General features: G+C 64.8%; 24 protein-coding genes. 8 read left to right on the top strand and 16 right to left on the bottom strand.

Annotation, left to right across the window (positions count from 1 at the left end; all coding sequences use genetic code 11):
- Positions 1–147: 147 nt before the first annotated feature.
- Positions 148–864 carry a peroxiredoxin-like family protein gene (locus ABIG06_RS23110; RefSeq protein WP_370138739.1) on the bottom strand — a complete coding sequence of 239 codons (717 nt, stop codon included), beginning with the start codon at positions 862–864 and terminating at the stop codon, positions 148–150.
- 85 nt (positions 865–949) lie between these two features.
- Positions 950–1,234 (bottom strand): hypothetical protein, encoded by a 285-nt coding sequence (locus tag ABIG06_RS23105; protein ID WP_370138738.1) that lies wholly within the window; start codon positions 1,232–1,234, stop codon positions 950–952.
- Positions 1,235–1,472: 238 nt separating this feature from the next.
- On the opposite strand from ABIG06_RS23105, the gene ABIG06_RS23100 reads away from it, so the two are divergent.
- Entirely contained in the window at positions 1,473–1,955 is a 483-nt protein-coding gene (locus ABIG06_RS23100; protein ID WP_370138737.1) for a cupin, read from the top strand.
- Between the two features lie 103 nt (positions 1,956–2,058).
- Entirely contained in the window at positions 2,059–3,261 is a 1,203-nt protein-coding gene (locus tag ABIG06_RS23095; RefSeq protein ID WP_370138736.1) for an MFS transporter, read from the top strand.
- On the opposite strand, the gene ccoS is transcribed toward ABIG06_RS23095, so the two are convergent.
- The 10 genes from ccoS to ABIG06_RS23045 all read right to left on the bottom strand — a co-directional run bounded on the left by ccoS (position 3,258) and on the right by ABIG06_RS23045 (position 12,801).
- Complete coding sequence (gene ccoS / locus ABIG06_RS23090; protein WP_061878267.1) at positions 3,258–3,425, bottom strand: cbb3-type cytochrome oxidase assembly protein CcoS; 168 nt, start codon at positions 3,423–3,425, stop codon at positions 3,258–3,260. The genes ABIG06_RS23095 and ccoS overlap by 4 nt on opposite strands.
- Positions 3,425–5,614, bottom strand: coding sequence for a cation-translocating P-type ATPase (locus tag ABIG06_RS23085; RefSeq protein WP_370138735.1), 2,190 nt, complete (start codon positions 5,612–5,614; stop codon positions 3,425–3,427). Before ABIG06_RS23085 ends, ccoS begins: the two co-directional genes overlap by 1 nt.
- 11 nt (positions 5,615–5,625) lie before the next feature.
- Positions 5,626–6,111 carry a FixH family protein gene (locus tag ABIG06_RS23080; protein WP_370138734.1) on the bottom strand — a complete coding sequence of 162 codons (486 nt, stop codon included), beginning with the start codon at positions 6,109–6,111 and terminating at the stop codon, positions 5,626–5,628.
- Positions 6,112–6,127: 16 nt separating this feature from the next.
- On the bottom strand, positions 6,128–7,594 hold the full coding sequence (ccoG, locus tag ABIG06_RS23075; RefSeq protein ID WP_370138733.1) for a cytochrome c oxidase accessory protein CcoG: 1,467 nt from the start codon (positions 7,592–7,594) through the stop codon (positions 6,128–6,130).
- 118 nt (positions 7,595–7,712) lie between these two features.
- A complete protein-coding gene (gene ccoP / locus ABIG06_RS23070) occupies positions 7,713–8,588 on the bottom strand; it encodes a cytochrome-c oxidase, cbb3-type subunit III (RefSeq protein WP_370138732.1) in 876 nt (291 codons plus the stop codon).
- 6 nt (positions 8,589–8,594) lie between these two features.
- A complete protein-coding gene (locus ABIG06_RS23065; protein ID WP_028179361.1) occupies positions 8,595–8,759 on the bottom strand; it encodes a cbb3-type cytochrome oxidase subunit 3 in 165 nt (54 codons plus the stop codon).
- A 13-nt stretch (positions 8,760–8,772) separates the two neighbouring features.
- Positions 8,773–9,507, bottom strand: coding sequence for a cytochrome-c oxidase, cbb3-type subunit II (gene ccoO / locus ABIG06_RS23060; RefSeq protein WP_124159538.1), 735 nt, complete (start codon positions 9,505–9,507; stop codon positions 8,773–8,775).
- A 12-nt stretch (positions 9,508–9,519) separates the two neighbouring features.
- Positions 9,520–11,169: a cytochrome-c oxidase, cbb3-type subunit I gene (gene ccoN / locus ABIG06_RS23055; RefSeq protein ID WP_124159539.1), complete on the bottom strand. Its 1,650-nt coding sequence runs from the start codon at positions 11,167–11,169 to the stop codon at positions 9,520–9,522.
- A gap of 334 nt (positions 11,170–11,503) precedes the next feature.
- Positions 11,504–11,929 (bottom strand): CBS domain-containing protein, encoded by a 426-nt coding sequence (locus ABIG06_RS23050; RefSeq protein ID WP_124159540.1) that lies wholly within the window; start codon positions 11,927–11,929, stop codon positions 11,504–11,506.
- 38 nt (positions 11,930–11,967) lie between these two features.
- The gene (locus ABIG06_RS23045; protein WP_370138731.1) at positions 11,968–12,801 is read right to left on the bottom strand and encodes a universal stress protein; all 834 of its coding nucleotides are present in this window, start codon (positions 12,799–12,801) and stop codon (positions 11,968–11,970) included.
- 217 nt (positions 12,802–13,018) lie between these two features.
- Between ABIG06_RS23045 and fixL the strand changes: the two genes are divergently transcribed.
- The 4 genes from fixL (at position 13,019) to ABIG06_RS23025 (ending at position 16,409) form a co-directional block, all read left to right on the top strand.
- A complete protein-coding gene (gene fixL, locus ABIG06_RS23040; RefSeq protein WP_370138730.1) occupies positions 13,019–14,536 on the top strand; it encodes a sensor protein FixL in 1,518 nt (505 codons plus the stop codon).
- Between the two features lie 3 nt (positions 14,537–14,539).
- The gene (gene fixJ / locus ABIG06_RS23035) at positions 14,540–15,157 is read left to right on the top strand and encodes a response regulator FixJ (protein WP_124159543.1); all 618 of its coding nucleotides are present in this window, start codon (positions 14,540–14,542) and stop codon (positions 15,155–15,157) included.
- Between the two features lie 43 nt (positions 15,158–15,200).
- Entirely contained in the window at positions 15,201–15,626 is a 426-nt protein-coding gene (locus ABIG06_RS23030) for a response regulator transcription factor (protein WP_124159544.1), read from the top strand.
- Between the two features lie 84 nt (positions 15,627–15,710).
- Entirely contained in the window at positions 15,711–16,409 is a 699-nt protein-coding gene (locus ABIG06_RS23025; RefSeq protein ID WP_199751410.1) for a helix-turn-helix domain-containing protein, read from the top strand.
- 65 nt (positions 16,410–16,474) lie between these two features.
- Here ABIG06_RS23025 and ABIG06_RS23020 read toward each other — a convergent pair whose 3' ends face one another.
- From ABIG06_RS23020 to ABIG06_RS23005, 4 genes are read right to left on the bottom strand one after another with little or no spacing between them, the layout of a single operon-like run.
- Positions 16,475–17,761: an MFS transporter gene (locus ABIG06_RS23020; RefSeq protein WP_199751411.1), complete on the bottom strand. Its 1,287-nt coding sequence runs from the start codon at positions 17,759–17,761 to the stop codon at positions 16,475–16,477.
- 23 nt (positions 17,762–17,784) lie between these two features.
- Positions 17,785–18,306, bottom strand: a complete 522-nt coding sequence (locus ABIG06_RS23015) for a PRC-barrel domain-containing protein (RefSeq protein ID WP_199751412.1) — start codon at positions 18,304–18,306, stop codon at positions 17,785–17,787.
- 23 nt (positions 18,307–18,329) lie between these two features.
- Positions 18,330–20,534 carry a glycogen debranching N-terminal domain-containing protein gene (locus ABIG06_RS23010; protein WP_370138729.1) on the bottom strand — a complete coding sequence of 735 codons (2,205 nt, stop codon included), beginning with the start codon at positions 20,532–20,534 and terminating at the stop codon, positions 18,330–18,332.
- Between the two features lie 58 nt (positions 20,535–20,592).
- On the bottom strand, positions 20,593–22,356 hold the full coding sequence (locus ABIG06_RS23005) for an ABC transporter ATP-binding protein (protein ID WP_124159548.1): 1,764 nt from the start codon (positions 22,354–22,356) through the stop codon (positions 20,593–20,595).
- 274 nt (positions 22,357–22,630) lie between these two features.
- Here ABIG06_RS23005 and ABIG06_RS23000 point away from each other — a divergent pair, with 274 nt between their 5' ends.
- Positions 22,631–23,701 carry a glycosyltransferase family 4 protein gene (locus ABIG06_RS23000; RefSeq protein ID WP_370138728.1) on the top strand — a complete coding sequence of 357 codons (1,071 nt, stop codon included), beginning with the start codon at positions 22,631–22,633 and terminating at the stop codon, positions 23,699–23,701.
- 266 nt (positions 23,702–23,967) lie between these two features.
- Entirely contained in the window at positions 23,968–25,146 is a 1,179-nt protein-coding gene (locus ABIG06_RS22995; RefSeq protein WP_424578306.1) for an IS481 family transposase, read from the top strand.
- The last annotated feature ends 56 nt before the right edge of the window (positions 25,147–25,202 follow it).

Below are 25,202 nucleotides of genomic sequence, written 5' to 3'. Positions count from 1 at the left end.
GCGGGAGAAGGTGGCGCGAAGCGCCGGATGAGGGGCTCTCTCCAATCGCGCTAGCGTCCGTGAGCATGGAGACCCCTCACCCGTCTCGCCGCTTCGCGGCGAGCCACCCTCTCCCACAAGGGAAGAGGGTGGAGAAAAGTGCGCGCCTCAGCGCTCCCGGCTCGCGCTCTCCAGCGCTTCGATCAGGTCGTCGATCTCCATGCGCTTGCGAAAATCCGGATCGACGAAGCGGGCTTTCACGATGCCGTCGCGGCCGACGACGAACACGGCCGGGATCGGCAGTATCCAGCCGTCATTGCCGTGGAATTTCGCCATGTCCTGATAGGACAGCAGTTGCTGAATCTCGGCGCCGAGCCAGATCGCGAGATTGAGCGACAGTGCGTAGCCGTTGTCGAGATCGGTCAGGATCGGAAACGGCGCGCCGGATTCGGCCTTGAGCTGCCCGGTATATTCCTGCGTCTCCGGCATGATCGCGACCACCTGCGCGCCCATGGCCTTAATGCGGTCGAGCGCCTGGACGACGGCGCGGACATTGAGCCGGCAATAGGGGCACCAATGGCCGCGGAAGAACATCACGGCGAGCGGACCGCGCTCCAGCAGCGCGGGCAGCGCGACGAGGCGCCCGCCCTCGTCAGGCAGCATGAACGGCGGCATTGCATCGCCCGGGTGCGGCGCGGTCCCGCCACCGCCGTTTCCGTCCAACCGCGCCACCAGGCGATCGACCGCCTCACCATAGGCCGGGAAGACCTCGCGGCTGGCATCGGCATAGGCGCGGAGCTGTTCGTTCAGGGTGCCATCCATGTCGCGGCAGCGCTGGAAGGCGAGCCTGAGCTGTTCGGCGTCGGCTGGCGAGAGAGACGTCATCTTTCTGCTCCGGCATTCCCTTGGGGTGAATACTAGTTTCCCGGTTCGGCCGCCCGCAAGGGGCGGCCACGATGCCGGGATCGGTTCAGTTCACGTAGAAGTTGCCGGTGGGATCGAGCCGACCCGAAGCGGAGTACAGCGTGCCGTTGTCCATGAAGAAGACCGTGTTCTCGGGTACCTTCTTCGCGTGCTTCATCATGGCCTCGTGGTTCTTCTCGGCGGGCGCCATCGCCATCGCCGACATCTTGCCGGGCCCGCCATAGACGTACGCCATGCCGGCCTTGAAATCCCAGGCGCCCTCCGAGAGCGCCGATGTGGCGATGACCGCGAACGCGGCGGTGACGATCAGGGTCTTGGACAGTCTTGTCATGGGATGCTCCTCCGGATTGACGTTAACGCCCGCCAATCGGGCGCCTTGCCATCGAACGGTGGAAGCCGCGCGAGCGGAAATGCCGATCCACAATCAGTTCGATAGCCGCCGCCTATCGGCATAGCGCCGAGCTATTGCAGCGAGAGCGAAAGGGCATTTCAGGACGAGGCGTGGCTCGAAGAAGCTGCTGCCACAGCCGGCGACCAGCGAGGTTGCGGCCAACACAGGAGACCTCCCCATGTCCACGAGCCACGCTCTGTCGCGCCTGACCTGGCCAGGCCTTGCAATGATCGGCGCGCTGACACTTTCGGCGCAGCCGATATTCGCCGGCGAATGCCCGGCCGGCAAGATCAAGCCGAACGCACAACAGATGGTCGACCACAAAGCGGTCGGCGTGACCGATGTCACGCTCGGAGCGATCGACCTCGGCAAGCAGCCGGCGCATATCGAGGGCCGCGAGCTGCGCTTCCGCAAGTTGACCATCGCGCCCGGCGGCATCGTGCCCTGGCACAGCCATGACGATCGCCCCGCCCTGATCTTCGTGCAGCAGGGCGAGATCGTCGAATACGCCTCCAATTGCGTCGATCCGATCGTGCACAGGGCCGGCGACATCCGCCCCGAAGTCTACGGCACCTCGCATTGGTGGAAGAATCTCGGCAGGGAGACCGTCATTCTCTATGTCGGCGACGTCCGCAAGGACCCCAACGACCATCACATGTAACGAGCGCCTCCAGCCCCAGCGCACTCGTTACCGGTGTGGCGCCCGGGATCCCCCATGCCGCCCCGCATGCCGGGCGCCACATTCCTCGCAGGACAATCAGGCCATGGCCGATCTTTCCGCTTCCATCAAACCGGCCGCGATGACGATGGAGGCGCATTCCTCCGGTCTCGCGTTTCGCTCGCTCGTGATCGGCCTCACCGCATTCCTCACCGTCGTCGACCTCTTCGCGACGCAGGCGATCCTTCCCTCGCTGACGCGGCACTACGGCGTCACCCCCGCAGCGATGGGCTTTGCCGTCAATGCCAGCACCTTCGGCATGGCGGTCGCCGGCCTCGTCGTCGGCTTCTTCAGCCCGCATATCGACCGGCGGACCGGCATCCTGCTCAGCCTGACGCTCCTTGCGATTCCCACCAGCCTGCTGGCGTCTGCGCCGGATCTTGTCGTCTTCACCGCTCTGCGCGTGGCACAGGGTCTCTGCATGGCGTCCGCCTTTGCGCTCACTCTCGCCCATCTCGGCGAGCAATGCAGCGCCACGGATGCCGGCAGCGCGTTTGCCGCCTATATCACCGGCAATGTCGCCAGCAATCTCGTCGGCCGGCTGATCTCGGCGGCGGTTGCCGACGGCCTCGGCCTTGCCTCGAACTTCTATTTCTTCGCAGGGCTCAATCTTGCCGGCGCGGTGCTGGTCTATTTCACCATCCAGCGCGTTCAGCCGATGCATGCGACGATCCCGGCGGCTTCGCCCCTCTCCGCCAGCATCGCGCATTGGCGCAATCGGAGGCTGCGCGCCGCTTTCGGCATCGGCTTCTGCATCCTGTTCGCCTTCATCGGCACCTTCACCTTCGTCAATTTCGTGCTGGTGCGGCCGCCGCTGTCGCTCGGCATGATGGATCTGGGCCTCGTCTACTTCGTCTTCCTGCCGTCCATCGTCACCACGCTTCTGGCCGGCAGGGTGGCCGCACGGCTGGGAACGCGGCCCACGATCTGGAGCGCGCTCGCTGTCGCCGGGCTGGGCCTGCCCTTGATGCTGGCGCCGCATCTGGGCGCGGTGCTTGCCGGCATGGTTCTGGTCGGCATCGGCACATTCTTCGCGCAGGCCGCCGCGACGGGTTTCGTCGGACAGGCCGCAACCGACAACCGCGGCATCGCCAGCGGGACCTACCTTGCGTGTTACTTCTGCGGCGGGCTCGTCGGCACTGCCGTGCTCGGCCGGCTGTTCGATGCTTTCGGCTGGCAGGCCTGCGTCGCCGGTGTGGGCGTGGCGCTCGTGCTGGCAGCCTTGCTGACCTTCGACCTGAAGCGCTAACGCTCGACTGGGGCCTCCTGCGGCGGCTCGTCGTCGGCGATCGCGCGCCAGGCGGCACCGTCGAGATCGTCGTACTGGCCGCTGCGCAGCGACCAGAGGAAGGCGACGAGACCGGCACCTCCGAGCATCAAAGCCAGCGGGACCAGGATGACCAGGATCTCCATCACACGATCTCCCGCGAGGCGCTGCGGGCACGCAGCGAATTCAGCATGACCAGGATCGAGGATCCGCTCATGGCCGCTGCCGCGATCAGGGGCGTCACGATGCCGCTGATCGCGACCGGAACGGCAAGCACGTTGTAGCCGATCGCAAGCCAGAGGTTCTGCCGCATCAGGTGCAGCGCTCTTCGCGAAGCATCGATGGCGGCAACCACTGGGGCGAGCGGCCGGCCAAGGAAGACGAGATCGGCGGTGGCCTGGCTGAGATGCGCGGCCGAGATCGGCGACATCGACACATGAGCTGCCGCCAATGACGGCGCATCGTTCATGCCGTCGCCGACCATCAGCACCTTGGCGCCGCGCTGCTTCAGCTCCTCGATCCGCGCGATCTTGTCGGCCGGCGTGACGCCGGCGCGCCACTCGGGAATGGCCAGCGCATGCGCCGCCGCCTTCACCGCCGGCTCGCGGTCGCCGGACAGGATCTCGATGCCGATCTTGCGCGCCTTCAACGCCGCGACCACGGCCTGCGCATCGGGACGCAGGCCCTGGCGCACCGAGAGGATGAATCTGTGGCTGCCCTTGCTGAAGGCGACGATGGAGGCTTCGGGATCGAGCGTGGCCTCGCCGACCAGCGCCTCGGCACCGCAGAAGGACGGACGGCCGAGGCGAAGCTCGACGCCGTCCACGGTGGCGCGGACGCCCTGCCCGGGCTCCTCGACCGCACCGACGATCGGAGATTTCGCGTCGGCCGCCTGAGCGACGGCGGCAGCGACCGGATGATGGCTCGACAGCGCGAGCCGGCCGGCGAGCTCGAAGATATCGGCGGGAATGTCGGCCGCATTCATCACTTCGAGATCGGGCAGCGTCAGCGTACCGGTCTTGTCGAAGATGACATGGTCGGCTTCTGCCAGCCGCTCGATCGCGTCGCCGGAGTTCAGCAGCACCCCGGACTTGAACATCGCGCCGGAGCCGACCGTCTGCACGGTCGGAATGGCAAGGCCCAGCGCACAGGGGCAGGTAATGATGAGGACGGCAACACCAGTCACGATCGCATCATGCCAGCTCGCGCCGGCGATGACCCAGCCGAGAATGGTCAGAAGCGCGGTCGCATGCACCACCGGCGCATACAGCCGCGAGGCGCGGTCGGCGAGCCGCATGTAGCGCGAGCGCGCCTGCAGCGCGTTGTCGAGCAGCCGCGTGATCTCGGCGAGCAGCGTCGCCTCCGAGGCGGCCGAGACCCGCACCCGCAGCGTCCCGGAGATGTTCATCGATCCGGCATAGACCGGCGTGCCCTGCTCGGCCGTGACGTAGAGCGTCTCGCCGGTGATCAGGCTCTGGTCGATCTCGGAACGCCCCTCGATCACGGTGCCGTCGACTGCGCAGCGCTCGCCGGGCCGCAGAAGCACGATGTCGCCGACGTGAATAGCGGCCACGGGCACTTGCGAGATTTCGTCGGGACCTACGAACTTCGCAGCCGTCTCCGCCTTCAACGCCGCGAGATTGCCGGCCACCGCGCGGGTCCGCCGCCGCATGTTCTGGTCGAGGAAGCGGCCGACCAGCAGGAAGGTCAGCAGCATGATCGCCGCGTCGAAATAGGCGTGCTCGGCGTGGTGGATGGTCTCGACCACGGACATGCCGAGCGCGAGGATCACGCCGATCGAGATCGGCACGTCCATGTTGGTCGTCTTCGCCGACAGCGCGCGCCAGGCGGAGCGGAAGAACGGCTGGCCGGCATAGGCCGCCGCCGGCAGCGCGATCAGCGCCGACAGCCAGTGGAAGAAGTCGCGCTGCTCGGGCAGCATGTCCGAGACGTTGCCCGACCACACCGGGATCGACAGCATCATCACGTTCATGGTGGCGAACGCCGCGACGCCGAGGCACCGCAGCAGGAAACGGGATTCGGCGACCTCGGCCTCCTCCGCGCTCTCGGTCTCGAACGGATAGGCCTTGTAGCCGAGCTCCTGGAGGCGATCGATGAAACGACCAGGGTCGAGCGTGCCCGCCTTCCATTCCAGTGCGACGCGGCGGTCGGTGAGGTTCACGCGCGCCAGCGTGACGTCGGGGATGGCAGACAGGCCGCGCTCGATCTTGGCCATGCACCCGGCGCAGTGAACGCCTTCGACCGCGAGATCGATGTGCTGGATGCCTTCGCCCGCGCTCCGGATGTAGTGCGAGAAGTCCCGCGTGACTTGCATGACGAAGCCCTTCAGTTCAGGATTACGCGGTTGCGCGACAGGAACACGCGCGCTCCCCGCGCCTCACCCTCGATCACCAGGTCCCATTGGCCCGGCGCGACGGACGCGGCACTGCCGCGATAGAGGCCGATGCCGGATTCGGTGAGCTCGACGGCGAGATCGGCACGCTTGTCGGTCGGCCGCTCCAGCCGGCCGCCGAACTTCAGCCCGGAGATCGGCTGGCCGCCGGCATCGCGGGCCTCGACCTGGACCGAGGCGCCGCCGTCGTTGCGGCGCTCGATATGGGCATTGACCTTCCATTTGCGCGCGGCCTGGTCCTGCGCCGCCGAGATTTCGCGGTCATAGACGAGGCCCGCGGCATAGGGACTGTCGACGTCGGTGCCGGGCAGCGTCGCGATCGCGAGCTTCATCATGGTCGCGTTGACGCCGATCACGACGCCGAAGAAAGCAACCAGCATCAGCAAGACCTTGGTTCCGGTCAGAGGCTTGGAAGCCATGGCAGTCTCCTGATCCTTAAGGCGCGACGAAATTGTCGGTGGCACTCGCGGCGACACCCAGTCCGATATCCATGACGTGGAAGCGGACGGGAATCGACTTCTCCGGATTGTTGTCGGCCGGTGCGGTGACGAGCAGCCGCAGCTCGCTGGTGGAGTCGCGCGGAATCACGATGATCGGGCGATCCGGCGTCACCGAATCGACGCCGATGACGTGCATCCTGGGATTGACCGGCCCCTCCACGTCGATCGCGATGGCGCGGTCGTACCCGCTCTTGTTGAGCAGCCGCACCGTGTAGGCGTTGCGGATCGAGCCGTCGCTGAGCCTGACCGCAACCGGATTGCGGTCGTGCAGCACGTTGACGTCGAGCAGGCTGCGGGTCGCGAGCGTGTAGATCATGATGCCGCCGACCGCCGCGATGATCGCGCTGTAGACGATGGTGCGGGCGCGGACGATGCGGTAGATCGGCGCCTTGCCTTCCTGGCGGCGGTGGATGTTGATGTCGTTGTCGTAGCCGATCAGGCGCTTCGGCCGGCCGATCTTCGCCATCACGTTGTCGCAGGCGTCGATGCAGAGCCCGCACTGGATGCATTCGAGCTGCGGTCCGTTGCGGATGTCGATGCCGGTCGGGCAGACCGCGACGCATTGGTAGCAGTCGACGCAATCGCCGACCTGCTGGCCCAGCGCGCGCAGCTCGGCCGCCTTCTTCACCGAGGTGCGCTTCTCGCCGCGATCGTAGCGATAGGTGACGTTGAGCGCCCATTCGTCCGTGAGCGCGGCCTGAATGCGCGGCCACGGGCACATATAGGTGCAGACCTGCTCGCGCATGAAACCGGCGAGGAGGTAGGTCGTCGCGGTGAGGATGCCGATCCAGATATAGGCGATCATCGGCGCCTGGAAGGTGACGAGCTCCTTCACCAGGGTCGGCGCATCGTTGAAATAGAGCACCCAGGCGCCGCCTGTCCACCACGCGATCATGAGCCAGATCGAATGCTTGAGCACGATCTCGGAGATGCGCTCGAGCTTCAGCGGATCGGACGATTTGTCCTTCTTCATCCGCTCGCGCCGGTCCCCCTCGACCAGACGTTCGACGGCGTAGAACAGGTCGGTCCACACCGTCTGCGGGCAGAGATAGCCGCACCAGATGCGGCCGCCGACCGAGTTCATCAGGAACAGCGCCACCGCGGCCACGATCAGCAGGCCGGTGAAGTAGTAGACCTCCTGCGGCCACAGCTCGATGAAGAAGAAATAGAAGCGGCTGTTGGGAAGATCGATCAGCACCGCCTGGCTGGGGGCGCCGAGGCCCCGGTTCCAGCGTACGAACGGCAGGAAATAGTAGACGCCGAGGCAGATCGCCATCAGGGTCCATTTGATCCGCCGAAACGTGCCCGAGACGCTCTGGGGGTACACCTTCTTGCGCGCCGCGTAGAGCGGCGCGCTGTCGTCCGCAGGCTTCAGTTCGTTCGGATTGACGGCCTTGTTCATCGCTGAATCTTTCAAGAGGTGCGATTAAACCTAGACCCGACGCCGGAAAGTCCCTTGATCCAACGCAAACGGGGGCGCTTTTCTTCGCCCCCGTCGGAAGTCGACGGTCATGGATCGGCTATTTGCCGCCTCCGAGCGAGTGGACATAGACCGCCATCGCCTTGATGGTGGCGGGATCGAGCCGGCCTTCCCACGCCGGCATCACACCGGCGCGGCCCTGGCTGATGGTCTCGATCAGGCTAGCCTCGTCGGAGCCGTACAGCCAGATCTTGTCGGTCAGGTTCGGTGCGCCGAGCTCCTGGTTGCCCTTGCCGGCATCGCCGTGACAGGCGGCGCAATTCTCCGCAAAGATCTTCTCGCCCTTGGCGGCGTCATAGCCGTTGCGGGTCGAAAGGCCAGACAGCGACCGCACGTAATTGGCGACCGTGACGATCTCGTCCGGCTTCAGCACGCCGTCCTTGCCGAAGGCGAGCATCTGGCCCTCATGCGTCTTGGCATGACCGGAACGCGCGCCGAACTGGATGGTCTGCATGATCTGGTCGAGCGAGCCGCCCCACAGCCAGTCGTCGTCGTTCAGGTTCGGATAGCCCTTGGCGCCAGCGGCGCCGGAGCCGTGGCACGGCGCGCAATTGTCGCCGAACACGGTCTTGCCCTTGGCGCGGGCGAGCGCCAGCAGAGCCGGGTCCTTCTCGATGTCGGCGAGCGAGGCCGCACCCAGCGCCACCATCTTGTCACCGCGGATCTTCTCGAGGTTGGCGAGCTCGACCGCGACGTCGGCGCGCGAGGAGTAGCCGAACACGCCGGCGGTGTTGCTGGAGATCAGCGGCCAGGCCGGATAGACGATCCAGTAGCCGATCGCCCAGACGATGGTGAGATAGAAGGTGATCACCCACCAGCGCGGCAGCGGCGTGTTGAGCTCCTTGATGCCGTCCCACTCGTGTCCGGTCGTGGACTTGCCGGAGACGGAATCGATGTCGCTAGAATGATCGGTCATGGCTCTCTACTCCTCCCGCAACGGCAGGTGCGCTGCTTTGTCGAACACAGCCTTGTTACGGGGCCAGAATGCGTAGGCGACGATCGCGAGAAAGATCGCGACGAACACCGGTGTCCAGATCGTCGTCACGAGATCGGACGCAAGATTATGGACGGTCAGGATGGCTTTCATCGTTCATGCCTTCTCAGCGAAGATTGGCTTTCTCGTTGTAGATCTTGAAGTCGACCAGCGTGCCGAGCATCTGCAGGTACGCGATCAGCGCATCCATCTCCGTCGGCGTGCCGGACTTGCCGTCGAAATTGCGCACGACGGCCTTGGCGTAGCGCTTGCCGAAGGCATCGGTGCCGGCATTGTCCGGATCGGCCTGGGCCTTCAGGTCGGCGGCTGCGTTGGCGATCTGCTCGTCGCTATAGGGTACGCCGACGGTCCTGAGCGTGCGCATGTCGCCGGCGATCGCGTCCGGGTCGATCTCGGTCTTGCTGAGGAACGGATAGCCCGGCATCACCGACTGCGGCACGATCGCACGCGGATTGGTCAGATGGGTGACGTGCCAGTCGTCGGAATATTTGGCGCCGACACGGGCGAGATCCGGACCGGTCCGCTTGGAGCCCCACTGGAACGGATGGTCGAACATGCTCTCGGCGGCGAGCGAGAAGTGGCCGTAGCGCTCGACCTCGTCGCGCAAGGGCCGGACCATCTGCGAATGGCAGAGATAGCAGCCCTCGCGGACGTAGACGTTGCGTCCGGCGAGCTCCAGCGGCGTATAGGGCCTGACCCCGTCGACCTTCTCGATCGTGCTCTTGAGGTAGAACAGCGGCGTGATCTCGACGAGACCGCCGATCGCGATCACCAGCAAGATGCCGACGACCAGGATGATCGAGTTCTTTTCGAAGACTTGGTGGCGTGTCCAGAACGACATTGCTTTAGCTCCTCATTCCGCCGGCTGAAGAGCGACGGGCATCTGGACTTCCTGTTCGCCGACGCGAACTGTCATCCAGAGATTGTAGGCCATGATCAGCGCGCCGATCAGGAACAGCCCGCCGCCGGCGGCGCGGATGATGTAGAAGGGATGCATCGCCTCGACGGTCTCGATGAAGGAATATTCGAGGAAGCCGAGCGAGGTGTAGGCGCGCCACATCAGGCCCTGAAGGATGCCGGACACCCACATCGCCGAGATGTAGAGAACGATGCCGAGGGTGGCGATCCAGAAGTGCCAGTTGACGAGCTTCAGGCTGTAGAGGCCCTTGCGATTCCAGGCCCACGGCACCAGGCAGTAGAGCGCGCCGAAGGAAACGAAGCCGACCCAGCCGAGCGCGCCGGAGTGCACGTGGCCGATGGTCCAGTCGGTGTAGTGGCTGAGCGAGTTGACCACCTTGATCGACATCATCGGGCCCTCGAAGGTCGACATGCCGTAGAAGGCCACGGAGACCACGAGCATGCGCAGCACGGGATCGGTGCGCAGCTTGTCCCAGGCACCCGACAGCGTCATCAGGCCGTTGATCATGCCGCCCCAGGAGGGCATCCACAGCATGATCGAGAAGGTCATGCCGAGCGTCTGCGTCCAGTCCGGCAGCGCCGTGTAGTGCAGATGGTGCGGGCCGGCCCAGATGTAGAGGAAGATCAGCGCCCAGAAGTGGATGATCGAGAGCCGGTAGGAATAGATCGGCCGCTCGGCGCGCTTCGGGATGAAGTAGTACATGATGGCGAGGAAGCCGGCGGTCAGGAAGAAGCCGACCGCGTTGTGGCCGTACCACCACTGGAACATGGCGTCCTGGATGCCGCCCCAGGCGATGTAGGACTTCGAGCCGAACACCGAGACGGGGAGCGCCGGATTGTTGCCGAGATGCAGGACCGCGATCGTCACGATGAAGGCGAGATAGAACCAGTTCGCGACGAAGATGTGCGGCTCCTTGCGCTTGAAGATGGTGGCAAGGAAGACGAGCAGATAGGCGACCCAGACGATGGTTAGCCACAGATCGGCGTACCATTCCGGCTCGGCATATTCCTTCGATTGGGTGACACCGAGCAGATAGCCGGTGCCGGCGATCAGAATGAAGAAGTTGTAGCCGAGCACGACGAACCACGGCGCGAGGTCACCGGCGAGGCGCGCGCGGCAGGACTTCTGCACCACGTAGAAGGAGGTCGCGATCAACACGTTGCCGCCGAAGGCGAAGATCACGGCGGAGGTGTGCAGCGGGCGCAGGCGGCCGAAGCTGATCCAGGGCAGATCGAAGTTCAGCGCGGGCCAGGCCAGTTGCGAGGCGATGATGAGGCCAACGAGGAATCCGGCAATGCCCCAGAACATCGCCATGAAGGCGGAGAACTTGATCGGCCCCATGTTGTAGTTCGGGCGGCCGTTGATCTCCTGGGGCGGCAGCGCCGCCGGCCGTTCGAAGTAGCGGTTGACGATGAAGAACACCGCAGCCAGGCTCGCCGCCGCGCTGAGCGCGGCATGGAAGGCGAAGGGCGCATCGAGCGCCTTGGCCGAGGCGATCACGCAAAGGAAAGCGGTGATTGCGAACACGACAGCCAAGCCGCTTTCACCGATGGTCATGGATTTGGAGATGGATGGCTGGCTCATGCGGATTCTCTCTGAAAGAACTCGCTGCCAGAAATCACATTCACCCTCGCAGGGAATTGATTGAAATCAAGCTGGATGGATTTCTGTTAATGTGAGGCGATGTGCCGGCAGTTGAGGTGCCGTTTGCCATTGCGGCAGAGGGCAGCGAGAAAGGTGCGGCGAACTCGCTTGGATGAGGAGTCAGCTCCGCAGTGAAATGTCTCCGTGGAGACAGGCCGCTCATTCGGCCATAGCCGGCGTTCTCAAGGGCGGGCGCCGAAGGCAGCCTGTGCGGCTCCCACAAGGGAAGAAGTGAAGAAACAGAAACCTCTCCGTAAAATCACGGAGCTCCTGCTTACTCTCGGGCCGTCGCCTTGAGCGCGGCGATGACGTCCTCGCGGGCAATGATGCCGACCAGCTTCTGTGTACCGTCGAGCACGATGATGCTCCTGATGCGGTGATCGACCATGATCTGGAGCACACGTGTCAGCCGCGTGTCGGGGCTGACATAGATGAACTCGGGCGTCATGATGTCGCTGATCTTGCGTCTCATCAGGTCATCGTAGCGGGGCAACATCTGGCTCGGCGTGAAGGCGAAGCACTTCAGGATGTCGAATTTGGTGACGATGCCGACCACCTGCCCGTCGTCTTCGACCGGATAGGAATTGAAATCGTCGATCTCGAACATCTCGCTGAGCTGGAACAAGTCGAGGCCGCGCTGCACCGTCTTGACGTTGCGCGTCATGTAGCCGTCGACAGTCTGTTCAAGAAATTTGTACACGACGCGTCCTCCTCGATTCGATACTGACCGGACGGCGGTCAGTGCGACAGCAGCACGCTCCGGGCGGTTTGCGTGACCAGATACTGGGTGACGCCCCCAAGGATCAGTTCACGAAACCTCGAATGACCATAAGCGCCCGCGACGATCAGGCCGGCGCCGACATCGCCGGCGACTTTCTCCAAATGCGCCGCCGCGCTTTCGTCCGCGGCGGCCTCCGAGACGCGTGCGGTCGCGGTGACGCCGTGACGGCCGAGCCAGGCGGCAACGTCGGTGACGCCGGCCATCACGGCCGAACGGTCGTTGCCCTGCTCTGGAATTTCGACGATGGTGATGTCCCTCGCCTTGCGCAGCATCGGCAGCGCGTCGCTCACCGCCCGCCGCGCCTCCGGCGTGTCCTTCCACGCCACCAGCACGTTGCGCAGGTCGAGCCAGTTGACCCGATCGGGGACGACGAGAAGCGGACGGCCGGCCTGCATCACCAGATCCTTGGGGCTCGCGAGCGAGAAAGCATCGGAGAAGGCCGGGCTCTGCCCTCCGCTGACGACGATGTCGGCGCAACGCGCCTGCGCCAGGACGAATCGCGTCGGAAAATCCATCGCGCTGCGCCACTCGACGTGTCCGCCGCGATTCTTGGTTGCTGCGCGGAATTGTACTTCCAGGCCGGCCATCCCTCGCTTGACCGAAGCTTCGCCCTCGTCGATCAGCGCCTGCGCCTCGGTACCGTCAGTGAAATAGAGCGGCGGCGCGAACTGGGCCGCGGCGACCCCGATGATGGCAGCCTCGAATCGCTCGGCGAGCTCGCCCGCGACCTGAAGACGCGCCTCGTTGGGCTGGTCGAGCGCCAGGCTGACCATGACGGTCGCGTATGTCATCGAGTATCTCCCAGCATCATCAAATTTCATCGAATCCTAGACCTGCTGCCGCGCGACAGGCTGAGATAGATCAAAACAAGCGCTTCTGGCTCCCCCATCGTTCAGTAGGAAATCCGCCAGTGAATTCAACGTCTGCGCTTGCCTCGGAGCGAGCCTTGGGCGAAATTGCGGGAGCGGTAAAGGTATCCTGCCTGCCCGCCGAGGATAGGAGCAGAGCTTGGCGCCGACCCGCGTGACCCCTCCAGCAGACGACGGTCGGGGCGAGCATTTCCGGGGCCGCATCGAGGGATTCGGGGTGGGCACCTGGGACTTCGATCTGCAGACCCGCGAGCTTGAATGGTCGGAGATGGCCAAGCGGCTGTTTGGCCTCGAGCGGGACCAGGCCGTCAGCTACGAGCTCTTTCTTTCGCTGCTGGAACCAGGCGATCGGGACCACCTCCTGAAGGCGATCGGGCGCCTCTCGGAAGGCGGCGGGGGACTTGACCTGTCCTTCAAGGTCGGCGGCGCGTCCGGAAACGGCCAATGGATCCGAGCCAGGGCCGGCGTGATCCGGGACGATTCGGGCGCGCCACGTCATCTCAGCGGGATATTCCTCGACATCAACGAGGAAAAGCAGCTCGAGGAGGCCCTGCGCTCCCAGGAGAATCATCTACGCTCGATTCTCGAAACGGTGCCCGACGCCATGATCGTCATCGATTCACGCGGCATCATGCAGCTCTTCAGTAGCGCCGCGGAGCGGCTGTTCGGCTACAGCAGGCAGGAAGCCATTGGCCGGAACGTGAGCATTCTCATGCCTGAGCCCGATCAGTCGCGTCACGACGGGTATCTTGCGCGCTATCTCAGGACGAGTGAGCCGCACATTATCGGCATCGGCCGGATTGTGACGGGCAAGCGCCGCGACGGCACGACCTTCCCGATGCACCTCTCCGTCGGGCAGACGCAACGCGCGGGCGAGCCTCATTTCACCGGCTTCGTGCGGGACCTCACCGAGCACCAGCAGACCCAGGCGCGGCTCCAGGAACTGCAAGCCGAGCTTGTGCATGTGTCGCGGTTGACCGCAATGGGCGAAATGGCCTCCGCTCTCGCCCACGAGCTCAACCAGCCGCTGGCGGCGATCAGCAACTACATGAAGGGATCGCGGCGCCTCCTCGCCGGCAGCAGCGATCCCAACTCGCCGAAGGTCGAAAGTGCGCTCGATCGAGCGGCGGAGCAGGCCTTGCGTGCCGGCCAGATCATCCGCCGGCTGCGCGACTTCGTCTCCCGCGGCGAATCGGAAAAGCGGGTCGAGAGCCTGTCGAAGCTGATCGAGGAAGCCGGCGCGCTCGGGCTCGCCGGCGCGCGCGAGCAGAACGTGCAGCTCCGCTTCAGCCTCGATCCTGACGCCGATCTCGTCCTCGCCGACCGGGTGCAGATCCAGCAGGTGCTGGTCAATCTGTTCCGCAATGCGCTGGAAGCAATGGCGCAGTCGCCGCGGCGCGAGCTCGTCGTCGCCAACACCCGCGTCGCTGACGACATGATCGAGGTTGAGGTTTCCGACACCGGCTCGGGCTTCCGCGACGACGTCGTTCCGAACCTGTTCCAGACCTTCTTCACCACCAAAGACACCGGCATGGGCGTGGGACTGTCCATCAGCCGCTCGATCATCGAGGCTCACGGCGGCCGCATGTGGGCCGAAAGCAACGCGGCGGGCGGAGCGACTTTCCGCTTCACCTTGCCGGCAACCGACGAGAGCTGATCCATGACGACCAAGGGAAATGTCTACGTCATCGACGACGACGCAGCGATGCGGGACTCGCTGAACTTCCTGCTGGATTCCGCCGGCTTCGGCGTCACCCTGTTCGACGACGCCCTCGCCTTTCTCGAAGCCCTGCCCGGCCTCGCCTTCGGCTGCGTCGTCTCCGACGTGCGCATGCCCGGGCTCGACGGGATCGAGCTGCTGAAGCGCATGAAGGCGCAGCAAAGCCCCTTCCCGATCGTGATCATGACCGGTCATGGCGACGTGCCGCTCGCGGTCGAAGCCATGAAGCTCGGGGCGGTCGATTTCCTGGAAAAGCCGTTCGATGACGACCGTCTCACCGCCATGATCGATTCGGCCATCCGCCAGGCCGAGCCTGCCGCCAAGAACGAAGCCGTCGCGCAGGACATCGCCGCCCGCGTCGCGTCCTTGAGTCCCAGGGAGCGCCAGGTCATGGAAGGGCTGATCGCGGGCCTCTCCAACAAGCTGATCGCCCGCGAATACGACATCAGCCCGCGCACCATCGAGGTCTACCGGGCGAACGTGATGACCAAGATGCAGGCGAGCAGCCTCTCCGAACTGGTCCGGCTGGCGATGCGTGCCGGCATGCTCAACGATTGAGGCAGGTCAAGGCGCCTTCCCGGGGCCGTGCTAACCAATCAGCATGATCGAAGTCAGCTCACATGGTGCGCGGCTGCAGTCCTCCCCACAACTCACCGTCTTTGTGGTCGACGATGATGCTGCGGTGCTGGGATCCCTGCGGTTCCTGCTGGAGACCGACGGCTTTGCCGTGCGGACTTTCAGGAGCGGCACGGCGCTGCTCAATGTCAGCGGCGCGTCCGGGCCGGACTGCTACGTCATCGACTACAAGATGCCGGACATCAACGGTATCGAGCTGACCGGCCGCTTGCGCAAATCCGACCGCGACGCGCCCGTGGTCCTGATCACCGGCTATCCCGACGAGAACATCTCGGCCCGGGCGGCGACGGCGGGCATCAAAGACGTGGTTTTGAAGCCGCTACTCGACGAAAACCTTGTCAAGTGCATCCGCCACGCCATCCAGGACCGCCCGCTACGGGATTCTACGTAAGGCAACCCCCTTAAGATATCGCTCGAAATTTTCGAGGCCCCCGATACCGCGTAGGAAAGCGCCATCACAACGGAGATGGCGCAGATGCTGACCCAGACGCTCAACACCCAGGCGATCAAAACCCACATTGTCGGCAAGATTGCTCCTGCCCATCCTGTCACCGACCAGTTCGGCGCAATCACAGGCCATGTCGGCCTTGTCGCCACGGAATTCTCCTATCGCAAGGACGAGGAGATCTATGGCGAGGATGAGCCGTCCGAATATGTCTACCAGGTCGTGTCGGGGGCAGTGAGCAGCTACAAGCTCCTTTCTGACGGCCGTCGCCAGATCGGCGCCTTCCACCTTCCCGGCGACGTGTTCGGCCTCGAATCCGGTCCCACGCACCGCCTCGCCGCGGAAGCCATCATCGACACCACCGTGCGCCTCGTGAAGCGCGCGAGCCTCGAGAAGGCCGCCGGCACCGACGTGCAGGTCGCCCGCAAGCTCTGGGCGATGACCGCCTCCGAGCTTCGCCATGCCGAGGACCACATGCTGCTGCTGGGCCGCAAGACGGCGATGGAGCGTGTTGCGACCTTCCTGCTCGAAATGGACCGCCGCCTCGCCGTTGCCGGCATGATGGCGCTGCCGATGTGCCGCCGCGACATCGGCGACTATCTCGGCCTCACCCTCGAAACCGTGTCGCGCGCACTGTCGCAGCTTCACGCCCAGGGCATTCTCGGCTTCTCCGGCGCCCGCCAGATCGTGCTGCGCAACCGCCAGCGCCTGCACAATCTCGACGCCTGATCGGCTTTCTCCCCCGTGACTTGGCCGGCCGAACCCGTTTCGGCCGGCCTTTTCTTTTGCCGCGATCATGCCGTGCGCCGGGTTTCCGGCATCATGAGCAGGATCAGAAGGAGCCCCGCCGCGGCGACGCCGGACAGTCCGATAAAGGCAGTGGCATTGCCGAACTTGTCGCTGACATAGCCGCCGAGCACCGTGCTCAGCGATGCGCCGATGCCGGTCGCCGTCCCCACGATCCCCTGCGCCAGATTGAAATGGCCGCTGCCGAAGGCGACGTCGGCCACGATCAGCGGAATCATGACGGCGAACACCGCGGCGGTGAAGCCGTCGAACACCTGCACCAGCACCAGCAGGTAGGGATCGCGCACGGTCGCAAACAGCAATCCGCGAATCGTCAGCGCGCCGAATCCGATCAGCAGCAAGGGCCGCCGGCCCCACACTTGCGCCTGCCGCCCGACCGTCGGCGACAGCAGCGCCACGATCGCCTGCGGCACGATGATGCAGGCGGCGACGAGCACGGTCGCCCATTGGCTCGACCTCGCCGTCACCGCGCTCGCCATCAGCGGCATCATTGCGGCGTTCGCGAGTTGCAACAAGAGCACGCTGATCGCGAAGACGATGAGAGGACGCTGCCGGATCAGGTGCCAGATATTGGTGTCGCCGCGGTCGGCGTCTTCAGGCGGCATCTCGCCGTGACAGCGCCTGATGTCGACCTCGTTCTCGCGGATGCGCGACAGCGCGATGAGGGTCGGAATCGCGAGCAGGAAGGTGACCAGGAAGACCGAGCGGCTCGACAGCAGATAGCCCGCGGTGCCCATCACCGCCGCCGCGACGCCATTGCCCAGCGAGGCGAAGCGCGCGTTGCGGCCAAGCCGCTCGCCGATCGCGAGCGGGCCGACGAGGCCGAGGCTGATCGCGGCGATCGCCGGCCCGAGCACGCAGCTCGCCGCCGCGTGCAAGGTGGCGGCGGCAACCACAACGGGAAAGATCGGCATGGCGGCATAGGCAAGCGCGCAGACGCCGATGGTCGCAATCGCGAGGGCGGCGACCAGGCGCTCCGACTTCGCGGCATCGATGATCGCGCCGCCCGGCATCTGCCCGATCAACGCGACGATGCCGCCGATCGACAGCACGAGGCCGATCTCGACCTGGGTCCATTTCTGCGTCGTCAGATAAACCGCGATGAAGGGACCGAAGCCGGTCTGCACGTCGGCGAGGAAGAAGATGAACCAGTCGAGGCCGCGCAGGCTCTGGCGCGAGGGCGCCGGAATACCCGCGGCCGACGGCACAGCAACCTTGTCCTGCTCGGCGCGGGCGCCGCGATCCGCAAGATTGGGCTTCCTCGACAACAGCACAGGCGGTGGGCCCTCCCGGCACCTCACTGGATCGCTTGCAGCGGCTGAAGGCTGCCAGACGCGCCGAGGACGACGATCGGCGTGTCTTCCTTGTATTCCGGCGCGGCCGCGACCTGCGCTTTGGTCAATTCCAGCGTGATACTGTCTTTCTTATTGGCGATTTTGCCGAAGCGCAGCGCGTTCCAGTCCACCACGATCTTGCGGCTGCCGACGCCGAGGAATCCGCCGAAATCGATCGCCGCGGCCCGCACATGGCCGGTGCGATCGACGATGACGTCGACGATACGGCCCATGTCCTCGCCGGCGGCGCTGCGAACGTCGCGGCCGAGCACCCCATGGGCCTCGCTCGCACCGATGATGGTCACCGAGGGTGGCGGCGCGGCGTCCTTGGGAGTCACGGGAACGGTCGAGACCGGCGGCCGTGCCCCTGGCGGCACATTCGCTTCATTCTGGCCTGCGGGCTGATCCTCCGCGGCACGCGACGGTGCGACCGTCAGGGCAACCACGATCGCCACGCTCAGGATCAACGCTCCGATCGCACGCATGTCACCCTCCTCACGATGCAACGCTAGCGCGCCAGCACGATCGAGACCTGGATCTGGCCGCGTGTGCGCATCACCTCCAGCGCCACGTCGTCGCCGTGGCGGCTGACACGAAGATCGACGCTGGATTCGCCGAGGCGCAGATCGCGCAGGATCACCTCGTTGAGGAACGCGGGCAGATGCGGATTGCGCAGGCGAATCTCGCCGCGCGCCACGTCGAACTCGAGGCCGAGCGCCGCCTCCAGTAGCGTGAACGGCGTCGCGCTGGCCCAGGCTTGCGGCGCGCAGGCGACCGGATAGAGCGTCGGTCCGCGCCGTTTCTCGCGCCGGAAGCCGCAGAACAATTCGGGCAACCGGCGCAGATCCATATAGGTCGCAGCATCGAACAGCCCCTTGAAGACATGCGCCACCGAATGCTTGAGGCCGTAGCGCGCGAGTCCGAGTGCGATCAGCGCATTGTCGTGCGGCCAGATCGACCCGTCGTGATAGGACATCGGATTGTAGCGCACCTCGCCTTGCGCGACGGTGCGGATGCCCCAGCCGGAGAAGAAATGCGGCCGCATCAGATCGGCGGCGACGAGGCGGGCGCGATCCTCGCGGATCATGCCGCTGAACAGGACCTGTCCGGCGTTCGAGGTCCGCACCTTGCAGGGCCGCTTCTCGCCGTCGAGCGCAAGCGCATAGGTGCCGAGCTCCTCGCACCAGAACGCCTGCTCGAAACGCTCGGCGAGTGCCCTGGCTTCGGTCTCGAGCTTGCGAGCGCGGTCAGGCTTGCCGAGCCGCAGTGCGCAACGCGCGGCGAGCTGCTTGGCAGCAAAGACGTAGCCCTGGACTTCCGCAAGCGCGATATTGCCCTCTGCAAGCTGGCCGTCGGCATGGAAGATCGCGTCGTAGGAATCCTTCCAGCCCTGATTGGCCAGCCCCTTCTCGGTCGCGCGCTGGTATTCGACGAAGCCGTCCTGGTCGGGATCACCGGGGCCGTCGATCCAGGCCAGCCCCGCCTCGATCGCCGGCCACAGCTCGATCAACGTGGCCTCGTCGCCGGTGCGCTCGTAATAGCTTCCCGCGAGCAGCACGAACAGCGCGGTCGAATCGACGCTGCCGTAATAATGCGCGAACGGCACCTCCCCGAGGGCCGCCATCTCGCCGCCGCGCATCTCGTGCAGGATCTTTCCGGGCGCAGCGTCCGCGAGCGGGTCGATCGCCCTGGCCTGGAAATGCGCAAGCCGGCGCAGGACGCCCTTGGCTACGCGCGGATCGATCCAGAGCATCTGGAGTGCGGTGATGAGGCCGTCGCGGCCGAACGTCGTCGAGTACCAGGGAATACCGGCATAGGGATAACGTCCCTGCGGCGTCTCGGTCATCAGCATGTTGAGGTCGGCCATGGCCTGGCATAGCACCTCGTTGAAGATGTTGTTGGAGGTCTCGATGCTGGCCGCGCCCATGGTCGACTGCCGCATTTCGCGGCGGTGCGCCAGCAGGCCCGGAAAGAACCGCACCGGCCGCTCCGTCACCGGCCGGTTGCAGGAGACCGCCACGAACAGCGACTTGGCCTGATGCGGCTCCAGGTCGAGCTCCCAAGTCGCGGCATTGACCGAGAGCCGCGTCGGACGCGGATCGAAATGCAGTCCGGTGGTGCGTTCGGCGTCGTCGAGGCCGCGATATTCGAACAGGACGTCGGTCGGCCCCAGCAGCCGGCTGGTTCCGATCCCGCGGCGCGGCCTCCGCTCGCCGCGGACCTCGAACAGATCGGCGAAGTCGTTGCCGAACAGCAGCGTCAGCTCGAAGCTGGTGCGCCGGTCGCCATGGTTCTGCACACCGATGCGCTGATATGCCGTGCCGCGCCACAGGAAGATCGTGCGCACGATGTGCAGCAGGTCCTTCTGCAGAACGAGACTGCCCTGCCGGTAGATGTCCGGATTGGTGAGATCGACGGTCAACGCCGAATTGTCGTCGCGCAGGTTCGAGCCGAGCAGCAGCGGCTGGAGATCGTCGAGCACGAGCTCGAGCCGCGCGAGATAGCGTGTATCATGATGGAACAGGCCGTCCGGCCCGCCGGCGGATGCGCCGATGTCGCCATGGCTGTCGAGCACGATGAAAGTGTCGTCGTGCTTGAGCGAACGCCGCGGCCGTGCCGACGGCCCCGTCATCGGAATATAGAAGGGTTGTTCCGCGACCTGTTCCGAGGTCCGCGTCACGGAGACGAATTGGGTGACGGCTTCGGCCGACATGAGCTGCTCCCCTGCGCCTGTTTCAAAACGCAACCGACTCGAGAACGCGACTGTTGGTTTACGCGGCAGCTTGCGCGAGCCGGCTCATTTCCTGCGTGACCAGCTCGCGATAAGGCCCGTGGCCCTGCATCAGACGCTCGGGCGAGCCGTCCTCGATGATCTTACCATTTCGCAGGACGACCACGCGATCGAAATTGCGCAGCGTCGCCAGCCGATGCGCGATCGCGATCACGGTGCGGCCGCGCATCAGGCGCGACAGCGCCTCGCGGATGGCCTCCTCGGATTCGCTGTCGAGCGCGGCCGTCGCCTCGTCCAGCAGCAGGATGGGCGCATCCTTCAGGAAGGCACGCGCGATGGCGATGCGCTGGCGCTGGCCGCCGGACATCCTGACACCGCGGTCGCCAACCATGGTGTCGAGGCCGTCAGGCAGGCTCTCGACGAAGTCGCAGCGCGCCGCGATCGCCGCACGCAGCACCTCGTCGTCGGTCGCGCTCGGCCGGCCGTAGCGGATGTTCTCGCGAATGGAGCGATGAAACAACGAAATGTCCTGCGGCACGACGGAGATCGCCTCGCGCAGGCTCAGCTGCGTCACCTTGGAGATGTCCTGGCCGTCGACGGTGATGCTGCCCTCGTCGACGTCGTAGAAGCGCTGGAGCAGCGTGAACAGCGTCGACTTGCCGCCGCCGGACTGTCCGACGAGGCCGACGCGCTGGCCCGGCTGGAGCCGCAGGCTGAACCGCTCGAAGATCTTGTCGCCGCCGGGATAGCCGAAGGTGACGTTGTTGTACGCGATTGCCGCGCCGCTCTTGACGAGAGGCTCGGCCTCGGGGTGATCGCGCAACTCGTGCGGCACCAGCAGCGTGGCAATCGCCTCGGTCAGGCGCGCGACGTGCTGGGTGACGTCGACCAAGGCAACCGCGAGGTCGCGCGTGGCGCTCAGGATGGAGATACCAAGTGTACAGACCAGCACGACGTCGCCGGTCGTCGCGTCGCCCTTCTGCCAGAGCGTGATGGCCCAGGCCATCAGCGCAATCGTCAAAAGCACCGTTATAGCGGCATGCAACAGCCGCAGCTTTTCCAGATAGCGCAGGCTGCGGCTTCGCGCGGTCAGCTCCCGGTTCACCGTCGCATCGAACCGCTCATGTTCGTGGCTGATGCCGCAGAAGGCGCGCACCAGCGGCATGTTGCTGATGACGTCGATCATCTCGCCGTCGACCACCGCGGCCTTGTCGGCGAAATCGTCATGCAGCGGCTTGCCGGCGGCTGCCAGATGGAACATCGCAACCACCATGCCGCCGGCAATGACGATCAGGCCGAGGGCCATGTACGGACTGACGGTTCCAATCAGCGCGATTGCCGCAATTGTGGCGATGCAGGGCGGCAACACGTTCCAGACGAACATGTTCTCGACCGTGAACACCGCGTTCGAGGTCGCCGTGATGCGGCTTGTCAGCATCCCCGGCATCCGGTCCGAAAAATAGCTCGGCGCGTGCCCGGTCAGATGACGAAATATGTCACGCCGTAAGTCACCCGTGACCCGGACAAAGGTGAAGCTCGCTGTCCAGCTCGCGATCCGCCACAGGAAGTTGTCGGCGGCAATCAGCGACATGAGCAGAATGAATGCCAGCCATACGCCACCGGCTTGGGAAGGTCCCGCGGACAGCGCGTCGACAAGTGATTTCACCCCGTATTGGGTGCCTACGGAGCAGGCAACCGCTGCAACGACCGCGGTAAGGATCACCAAGTGCGATGCCTTTCGCATCCGAAGATAGCGCAAGACAAAGGCAAATGGCCTGCGCGCGTATCCAGAAAGCTGATCCATATGGCTATCGCCCCGTTATGCTGATTTTCGTTTCGTTACTGGTCGAGTGAACATCGACCGCTTCGCCTCGGTTCCCGGGCAACGCCATCACGACATGCGGATGCGGGCGATCTGCGAAGATGTAGTGGCAGCATCGCGACGATTCCCCGACGTGTCGAATATGTAACGTTTGGAGGAAGGAACTTCGCAAGTGCGGGAACGTTCCCTTGGCTGGCATAGCCGGTGCCGATATGCGGGGGCTTTCAACCTTCATGATCGTAGAGGAGATGGTGAGATGCGCATCGCGCAGGTAGCTCCGTTGACGGAGGCTGTTCCACCCAAGCTGTATGGCGGCACCGAGCGGGTGGTGCATTGGTTGACGGAGGAGCTGGTAGCCCTTGGACACGACGTAACATTGTTCGCCAGCGGCGACTCGCACACGTCGGCAAAGCTGGATGCGTTGTGGCCGAAGGCGCTTCGTCTCGACGGCTCCGTGCGCGATCCCAATGCGCTTCACATGGTGCTGCTGGAGCGGGTGCGGCAGAAATGTGACGACGAGGAGTTCGACTTCCTCCACTTCCATCTCGACTATTATCCGTGGTCGCTGTTCCACCGCCAGCCGACACCATTCGTGACGACGCTGCACGGCCGGCTCGACCTGCCGGAGCACCAGCCGGTCTTCAACACCTTCTCCAGGATGCCCGTCATTTCGATCTCCAACGCGCAGCGGCGGCCGGTGCCGCAGGCGAACTGGGTGACGACGATCCACCACGGCCTGCCGGAGAATCTGCTGACGCCGAAGTCGGCAAAGCAGGAATATCTCGCCGTGCTCGGCCGCATCGCGCCGGAAAAAGGCGTTGACCGCGCCATCAAGATCGCGACTCATTGCGGCATTCCGCTCAAGATCGCGGCCAAGGTCGATCGCGCCGACCAGGACTATTACGACGAGCTGATCCGGCCGATGATCGAGAACAATCCGCTGGTCGAATTCATCGGCGAGATCAGCGATCACGAGAAGTCGGACTTCCTGAGCGGCGCGCTCGGCCTCCTGCTGCCGATCGACTGGCCGGAGCCGTTCGGCCTCGTCATGATCGAAGCCATGGCGTGCGGAACGCCGGTGGTCGCCTTCAACCGCGGCTCGGTGCCGGAGATCATCGACGAGGGCCTCACCGGCTTCATCGTCGAGGATATTATCAGCGCCGCGGGGGTGGTAAATCGCCTTCCGCAACTCGACCGCACCGCGATCCGCAAGCAGTTCGAGACGCGCTTCACCGCGCGGCGCATGGCGCTGGATTACCTTGCGGCCTATCGCAGCCTGACCGAGGCGCAGGCGCCGCGGATCAAGCTGGTGAGCAGCGCGGAGTAACTCACGGCCGCCGCACCGCGGCTGCCAATCGAAGCGCCCTCTCCCCTTGTGGGAGAGGGCTCAAGAACGAGGCCGCATACTTGCTGGGGTGAGGGTTTGCCTCCGCATTGAAACTTTCTCAGTGGAGAAAGACCCCTCATCCGGCGCTTCGCGCCACCTTCTCCCACAAGGGGAGAAGGAAGGAGCCTGTCCAGACCGGATAGATTGGTAACACAGTAGACCGGATGGATGGGTGACAGTTCTCTGTCGGCTGGGAGGATCAGCCGATGCCTTGGCGAGAGAGCTGTGCAGTGGACCAACGGGTGAACTTCATATCGGATCAGCGAACCGGCATGTGGACGATGACCGAGCTTTGCGAGCGCTACGAGATCAGTCGCAAGACCGGTTACAAGTGGCTGGAGCGCTACCGGCTGGAGGGGCCTAGCGGGCTTGAGGATCGTTCCCACGCCGCGCGGGTGCATGGGCGGGCGACGCCTCAGCACATCGTGGATGCGATCGTTGGGCTGCGGCTCGAGCGGCCGAGCTGGGGACCGCGCAAGATCGTCAGCAAGCTCGAGGCTCGCCAAGGGGATGTCGACTGGCCGTCGGCCTCGACAGCCGGAGCGATTCTCAAACGAGCGGGACTCGTCGGCGACCGCAAGGTCCGTCGACGTGCGCCGCCGCGGATGGGGCAACTGACGGTGCCTCAGCATGCCAACCATGTATGGGCCCTAGATCACAAGGGCTGGATCCGATTGGGCGACGGTTCTCGCGTTGAACCATTCACTGTGACCGATGGCTTCAGCCGCTATTTGATCAGCCTGACGGCGACGGGCAGCACGCAATATGCCGAGTGCCAACCGCTACTGGAACGGGCGTTTCGCGAGCACGGCTTGCCGCAGATCATCCGCTCCGACAACGGCTCGCCGTTCGCCTCGACCGGGACGACCGGTCTGACCGCGCTGTCGGTATGGTGGATCAAGCTTGGCATCCGCCATGAACGGATTGATCCTGGCCATCCGCAGCAGAACGGCTGGCACGAACGCTTCCACCTTACGCTTCTGGAAGCCATGCGGCCACCGCCGCCGACCAGGACCGCGCAAGCCCGACGGTTCGCAGCATTCGCGCGCGACTATAACGAAGAACGGCCCCACGAGGCGCTTGGCCAACGCCCACCTGCCAGCGCCTACCACTCTTCCCCTCGTGCGATGCCAAGGCGGCCTCCGGAGCCGGACTATCCCGTCGAAGCGGCGGTGCGCCAGGTTCGCTCCAACGGCGAGATCAAATGGCGTGGCGATCTCATCCACCTTTGCAGCGCTCTCGCTGGTGAAACAGTTGCCGTGGAGGAAACCGCCGACGGGCAATGGCAGGTGCGCTTCTTCAACGTGCCGATCGGCATCATCGACCAGAAAACATCGACGCTGCGGCGCTGCGCTAGCGCAGCGCCGCAGCAGACCGAACCATGAACGACTGTTACCTTTCCATCCGGTCTGTTTTGTTACCCATCCATCCGCTGGACAAG

Source organism: Bradyrhizobium sp. USDA 326 (assembly GCF_049739485.1).
Classification (GTDB): Bacteria; Pseudomonadota; Alphaproteobacteria; order Rhizobiales; family Xanthobacteraceae; genus Bradyrhizobium.
This window is presented reverse-complemented; position numbering and strand designations above follow the sequence as displayed.